The sequence below is a fragment of the Roseomonas sp. TS2 genome, from assembly GCF_058833935.1.
In genome coordinates, this window is the sequence record NZ_JCACVY010000225.1 from 1 (window position 1) to 6,014 (window position 6,014).

A 6,014-nucleotide genomic window follows, 5' to 3' on the forward strand; every position below is an offset into this window, starting at 1 on the left:
CCATGCGGGCGCCGCGCCATTCCAGCACCCGCAGCAGCGCGCCCAGCAGCGCCGGGCGCTGCACCGGCTTGGCCAGGTAATCGTCCATCCCCGCCTCGCGGCACTGGCGCTCGTAATCCGGTCCCACGGCGGCGGTCAGGCCGATGATGCGGCTGCCCTGGCAGGGGCCCGGCCGGGCACGGATGGCCCGCGTCGCCGCCAGCCCGTCCATCACCGGCATCTGCAGATCCATGATGATGACGTCGTAGGCCGCCGCCATGGCGGCGGCGACCGCCTGCCCGCCATCCTGCGCCAGCGCCACGGTGCAGCCGCAGCGATCCAGCAGCGCGCGCATGACGAGCTGGTTGGTGGCGTTGTCCTCCACCAGCAGCACGCGCAGGCCCAGCTCGGGGCTCTCCCCGGCGGCGGGCGGCAGGGGCCGGCGCGGCGCCTCTTCCGTCGGCGCCAGCGCCGCCTCCAGGGCCCGCCGCAGGCGCTGCGGCAGGACGGCGCGCGGCAGGCAGGGCAGGCCCTCCGCCTCCTCCGCTCCCGGGCCGGCGCCGCAGAGCAGCATGGCGGGGGCCGCGGCGCCGGCGGCCTCCTGCATCTGGCTGGCCAGGGCCGGGCCGGAGCGGCTTTCCCCCCCATGCTCGATCAGCGCCAGGGCGAAGCGCTGCCGGCGCAGCGCCGCCAGCGCCGCCGCCGCATCGGCCACCACCAGCGGCACGGTGCCCATCGCCTCGAGCTGGCGCTGCAGGATCTCGCGCTGCGCCGCCAGCCCGTCCACCGCCAGCACGCGCTGCCCGGACAAGGGGTTGCCGGCCTGCGGGGCCGCAGCGCCCCCCGAGGCGGCGGGAAGTGCGGGAGCGAGGCCGGCCTCCAGGTGGAAGCGGAACGCGCTGCCGCCGCCGGGCCGCGGCGCGGCGCTGATGCCGCCGCCCATCATCTCCAGCAGCCGCCGGCAGATGGCCAGGCCCAGCCCGGTGCCGCCATAGCGCCGGCTGATCGAGGCATCGGCCTGGGTGAAGCGCTCGAACAGCGTCGGGATACTGGCGGGGTCGAGGCCGATGCCGGTGTCCAGCACGCCGCAGCTCAGCCGCCAGCACGGCCCCGCCTCGTGCCGGCCGGCCGGCATCGCCACCGCCTCCACCTCCAGCAGGATCCAGCCCGATTCCGTGAACTTCACCGCATTGCCGACGAGGTTGAACAGGATCTGCCGGAACCGCCCCGGATCGCCCAGCACCTGCGCCGGCAGGTCCGGCGCCAGGTCGCAGAGCAGCGCCACGCCCCTGGCCTGGGCGCGCGGCGCGAACAGCTCGACGATGGTGGCGATCTCCGCCTCCAGGTCGAAGGCGATCCGCTCATGCGCGACGGCGCCGGCCTCCAGCTTGGAGAAGTCCAGGATGTCGTTGAGCAGCATCAGCAGGTGCTCGGCGCTGCGCTGGATGGTCTCGGCATAGCGGCGCTGGCCCGGCTCCAGCGGCGTGTCCATCAGCAGGCCGGTGACGCCGATCACGCCGTTCATCGGCGTGCGGATCTCGTGGCTCATCGCCGCCAGGAACTCCTCCTTGGCGCGGCTGCCGGCACGGGCGGCGGCCTCGCTCCTGGCCAGCGCCGCGCCCTGACGCTTCAGCGCCGAGGCCTGCCGGAACATCAGCCAGAAGGCGGCCAGCACGAGCAGGCCGAGCCCGCCCAGCGCCAGCAGCAGCAGCCCCGACCAGCGCCGGGCGGCGGCCAGGGCCAGGTCTCGGTCCTGCGCCACCTCCACCACCAGCCCGGCCGGGCGGGTCATGGCGAAGGCCGCGATCACCTCGCGCCCGTCCTGGTCCGGCCCCTCCCACGCACCGCTCTCGCGGCGGGGCAGGAAGTCGCGGAACGGCCAGGCGCTGGCGTTCAGCACGCCGATACCCTCCGTCCCGCCATCGGAGCGGCCCAGCAGCAGCCCGTTGCCGCTGTGCAGGCGCAGGCTCATGCCGAAGGCCGCGCCCTGCTGCCGCGACAGGCCGAGCAGGTGCTCGGGCGCCAGCAGGGCGATGGCGGCGCCGCGGAAGCCGCCCGCAGGCGCCAGCAGCGGCCGCGCCACCGGAATGCTCCAGCCGCCGCGCCGGGCGATGTCGAGCGGGGTGCTGCCGCCGGGGGGGCCGAGCAGGCGCCCCGCCTCCGGCTGGCCGACCCGCAGCAGCGGCGCGCTGACGCGCAGCAGCCGGAACCACTCGCGGTCCGCCAGGCCCTGCTCCAGCAGCGCGGCGGCGCTGGCGGCGACCACCCTGCCCTGGGCGTCGGCCACCAGGACGGCGCGCAGCTGCGGCATGGCCCGCAGGCGCGGCAGGAGCGGCCGCAGCGCCTCCGCCGGGTCAGCCTCGGCGATGGCCGCGCCGCCGGGCAGGCCGGCGGCGAGGTCCTGCAGCAGCAGATCCACCTCCCGCAGCTCGCGCGAGAGCTGCTCCGCCACGCCGCCGGCCACGCCGCGCGCCAGCAGCCCGGCCTGGGCGGCGGTGTCCTGCACAACGCGCTCGCGCAGCAGGCTGTAGCAGGCGGCGATGCAGAGGCCGGCCAGCAGGGCGGCGGTGCTGAACAGCAGCCACGGCCGCGGCTCGTGGCGCGGCAGGGGGCCGAGACCCAGGAAGCGCAGCCAGCGGTTGAGGGGCGTGACAACGGAGGGCATGGGCGGCCTTCTTACAATGCCCGCGCCCCGGAGCGTGAGAAGGAAAGCCGGTCTTTCGCGCGGCGCGTTCATCCGCCGCCGTCGCCGGGTCCCCAGCAAACATTTTGGTAATTCCCGGCCCACTCAGATAAGCATGCAGCTTCGCCGGCGCCGTCCCGGCCGGACGATCGCCAGGAGAATGAAAGGCCGCGGCGCATGATGCAGGTCTACCGGTGCATTACGGAACAGCATGACCTGCGGCTGGTGCTGCTGGCGGCCATTGTCTGCCTGGCGGGCTCGGTCGTGGCGCTGGGCGTGTTGCGGCGTGCCTTGCAGGCCGGCTCGTGGTCGCGCGGCGGCTGGCTGCTGCTGGCCGGCATGGCCGGCGGCTCGGCCATCTGGTGCACCCATTTCATCGGCATCCTGGCCTACGGGCCCGGCACCCGGCTGGGATTCGAGCCGCTGCTGACCCTGGTCTCGCTGGTCATCGCCATCCTCGCCTGCACCGGCGGCTTCGCCATCGCGGTGGGGCCGGCGCGCGGCGCGGCGCTTCTGGGCGGTGCGGTGGTGGGGGCGGGCGTCGGCGCCATGCACTACACCGGCATGCTGGCCTATGGCGCCAGCGGCGTGGTGACGTATGACCGCTTCTACCTGGCCGCCTCGCTCGCGCTGTCGGTGCTGTTCGGCATGGCGGCGGTCTGGCGCAGCCTGCGCGGCACCGGCTGGCGCAGCACCCTGGAAGGCGCGCTGCTGTTCGGCACCGGCATCTTCCTCCTGCACTTCACCGGCATGGCGGCGGTGCTGGTGCTGCCGCTGCCGCTGGACATGCCCGACAATGGCACCCAGGCCGCCCTGGCGCTGACGGTCGGGCTGGTGGCGCTGATGGTGATGGCCGCCGCCGCCGCCGCCTACCTGATCGACCACCGCAACGAGGAGGACGGCATGCTGCGCATGCGCCGCCTCGTCGACTCCGCGATCGAGGGGCTGGCCATCGTGCGGGATGGCCGCATCCTGGAAGCCAACCAGAGCTTCCAGGCGATGGTCGGCCTGCCGCGCGCCCAGCTGCTGGGGCAGGAGATGCCCGGCACGCTGCTGCCGCCGCTGCACCTGCCGGAGGGCCAGCCGGAGGCGACGGTGGAAACCCAGCTGCGCCGCGCCGACGGCACGCTGCTGGATGTGGAGCTGGTGGTGCGCGAGAACGTGCCGCGCCCCGGCAAGCGCGTCTTCGCGCTGCGCGACCTGCGGGAGCGGCGCGAGCAGGAGCGGCGCATCCGCCACCTGGCGCTGCACGACGCGCTGACCGGCCTGCCCAACCGTGCCCGTTTCACCCAGCAGCTGGAGCAGACGCTGCGCGCCGCCGGCGGGGCGCGGCAGAGCGTGGCGCTGATCCGGCTGGGCCTGGACCGGTTTAAGGAGATCAACGACCTGCATGGCCACATGGCCGGTGACGGGGTGCTGCGCAGCTATGCCCGGCAGCTCTCCGTCCTGGTGCCGGCCGGCGGCGTGGCGGGGCGCCTCGGCGGCGACGAGTTCGCCCTGCTGGTGCCCTACACGGCCGAGGGCGAGCTGCGCGGCCTGCTCGACGCGCTGGAGGCGCTGGCGCACCAGCCGCACTGGGCCGGGCATTCGGAGATCCTGGTCAGCGCCGGCATCGGCGTCGCGCTGTTCCCGCTGGATGCGAGGACAGGCGAGGCGCTGCTCGCCGATTCCGACGTGGCGATGCGCCGCGCCAAGACCCTGCGCAGCGGCGGCGCCTGCTTCTACCAGACGGAGATGGACGCCAGCGTGCGGGTGCGCCGCCGGTTGGCGGAGGATCTGCGCAGCGCCCTGGCGGACGGGCAGCTCCGCCTGTTCTACCAGCCGCAGGTGGAGCTGGCGACCGGCCGGCGCACCGGCTTCGAGGCGCTGATGCGCTGGCAGCACCCGGTGCGCGGCTTCGTCCCGCCGGCCGAGTTCATCCCGCTGGCCGAGGAGAGCGGGCTGATCCTGACCCTCGGCGAATGGGCGCTGCGCTCCGCCTGCGCCGCCGCCGCCGCCGAGCCGCGCATGGGCCGGGTGGCGGTGAACCTGTCTCCCCTGCAGTTCCTGCAGCCCGATCTGCCGCAGACCATCGCCACCATCCTGGCCGAGACCCGCCTGCCGCCGGGCCGGCTGGAGCTGGAGATCACCGAGACCATCCTGATGCAGGACCAGGAGCGGGCCCAGGAGATGCTGGGCCAGATCAAGGCGCTGGGCGTGCAGGTGGCGATGGACGATTTCGGCACCGGCTACTCGTCGCTCGGCACGCTGCGCGCCTTCACCTTCGACAAGATCAAGCTCGACCGCAGCTTCCTGCGCGAGATCGGCAGCAACCGCCAGGCCATGACCATCCTGCGCGCCGTGCTGGCGATCGGCCAGGGGCTCGGCGTGCCGGTCCTGGCCGAAGGGGTGGAGACCGAGGAGCAGCGCGCCCTGCTGCATGCCGAGGGCTGCGCCGAGGCGCAGGGCTACCTGTTCGGCCTGCCGCTGCCGCCGGAGGAGCTGGGCCTGCGCGGCAGCGCGGCGGCCTGAGGCCGCCCGCCTTCCGCCGCCCGCCTTCCGCCGCTGGCCCCGCCGCTAGTCCCGGTGCACGCGCAGCGGGCCGAAGCTCTGGCAGACCGGCATCACCTGCAGCGTGTTCACGTTCACCCGCGCCGGGCGCGAGGCCACCCAGTGGACGGCATCGGCGATATCCTCCGGCGTCAGCGCCTCGGTGCCCTGGTAGACGGCCGCGGCCCGCGCCTCGTCGCCGAAGCGCACCTTCGAGAACTCCGTGCCGCCGACCAGGCCGGGCTCGATATCCGTCACCCGCACGGCGGTGCCGAACAGGTCGGCGCGCAGGTTCAGGCTGAACTGCCGGACGAAGGCCTTGGTGGCGCCATAGACGTTGCCGCCCGGATAGGGCCACTCGCCCGCGGTGGAGCCGATGTTGACGACATGGCCGCGGTTGCGCGCCACCATGCCCGGCAGCACCGCGTGGGTGACGGCGACGAGGCCCTTCACGTTGGTGTCGATCATCGTCTCCCAGTCCTCGAGGCTGGCGCGCTGGGCAGGCTCCAGGCCGAGGGCAAGGCCGGCATTGTTCACCAGCAGGTCGATCTCCGCCCAGGCGGGCGGCAGGCCGGCGATGGCGGCGGCGACGGCGGCGCCGTCGCGCACGTCCAGCACCAGGGGCAGCACCTTTTCCCGGCCCAGCTCGGCGGCCAGCGCCTCCAGGCGGTCCTGCCGGCGGCCGGCGGCGATGATGCGCGCGCCCTCCTCCTGCTGCGCGAAGCGGCGGGCGATGGCGGCACCGAACCCGGCGCTCGCCCCGGTGACGAGAAGAATCATGGCGGGTCTCCCTGCGCGGCAACGGGCTGCCGCTGCGCCGCCG

General features: G+C 74.5%; 3 protein-coding genes. 1 reads left to right on the plus strand and 2 read right to left on the minus strand.

From position 1 onward, the window contains the following. Positions 1–2,644: hybrid sensor histidine kinase/response regulator (locus ACZJYS_RS21885; RefSeq protein WP_493180311.1), on the minus strand; the 2,644-nt coding region annotated here is incomplete at its 3' end. 195 nt (positions 2,645–2,839) lie between these two features. On the opposite strand from ACZJYS_RS21885, the gene ACZJYS_RS21890 reads away from it, so the two are divergent. Further along, positions 2,840–5,173 (plus strand): bifunctional diguanylate cyclase/phosphodiesterase, encoded by a 2,334-nt coding sequence (locus tag ACZJYS_RS21890; RefSeq protein WP_109516852.1) that lies wholly within the window; start codon positions 2,840–2,842, stop codon positions 5,171–5,173. 45 nt (positions 5,174–5,218) lie between these two features. Here ACZJYS_RS21890 and ACZJYS_RS21895 read toward each other — a convergent pair whose 3' ends face one another. Next, entirely contained in the window at positions 5,219–5,971 is a 753-nt protein-coding gene (locus tag ACZJYS_RS21895; protein WP_493180312.1) for an SDR family NAD(P)-dependent oxidoreductase, read from the minus strand. Between the last annotated feature and the right edge of the window lie 43 nt (positions 5,972–6,014).

Bases quoted from the DNA above. Each gene is read 5' to 3' on its own strand.
- ACZJYS_RS21890 (WP_109516852.1), top strand. From the start codon at position 2,840: ATGATGCAGGTCTACCGGTGCATTACGGAACAGCATGACCTGCGGCTG.
- ACZJYS_RS21895 (WP_493180312.1), bottom strand. From the start codon at position 5,971: ATGATTCTTCTCGTCACCGGGGCGAGCGCCGGGTTCGGTGCCGCCATC.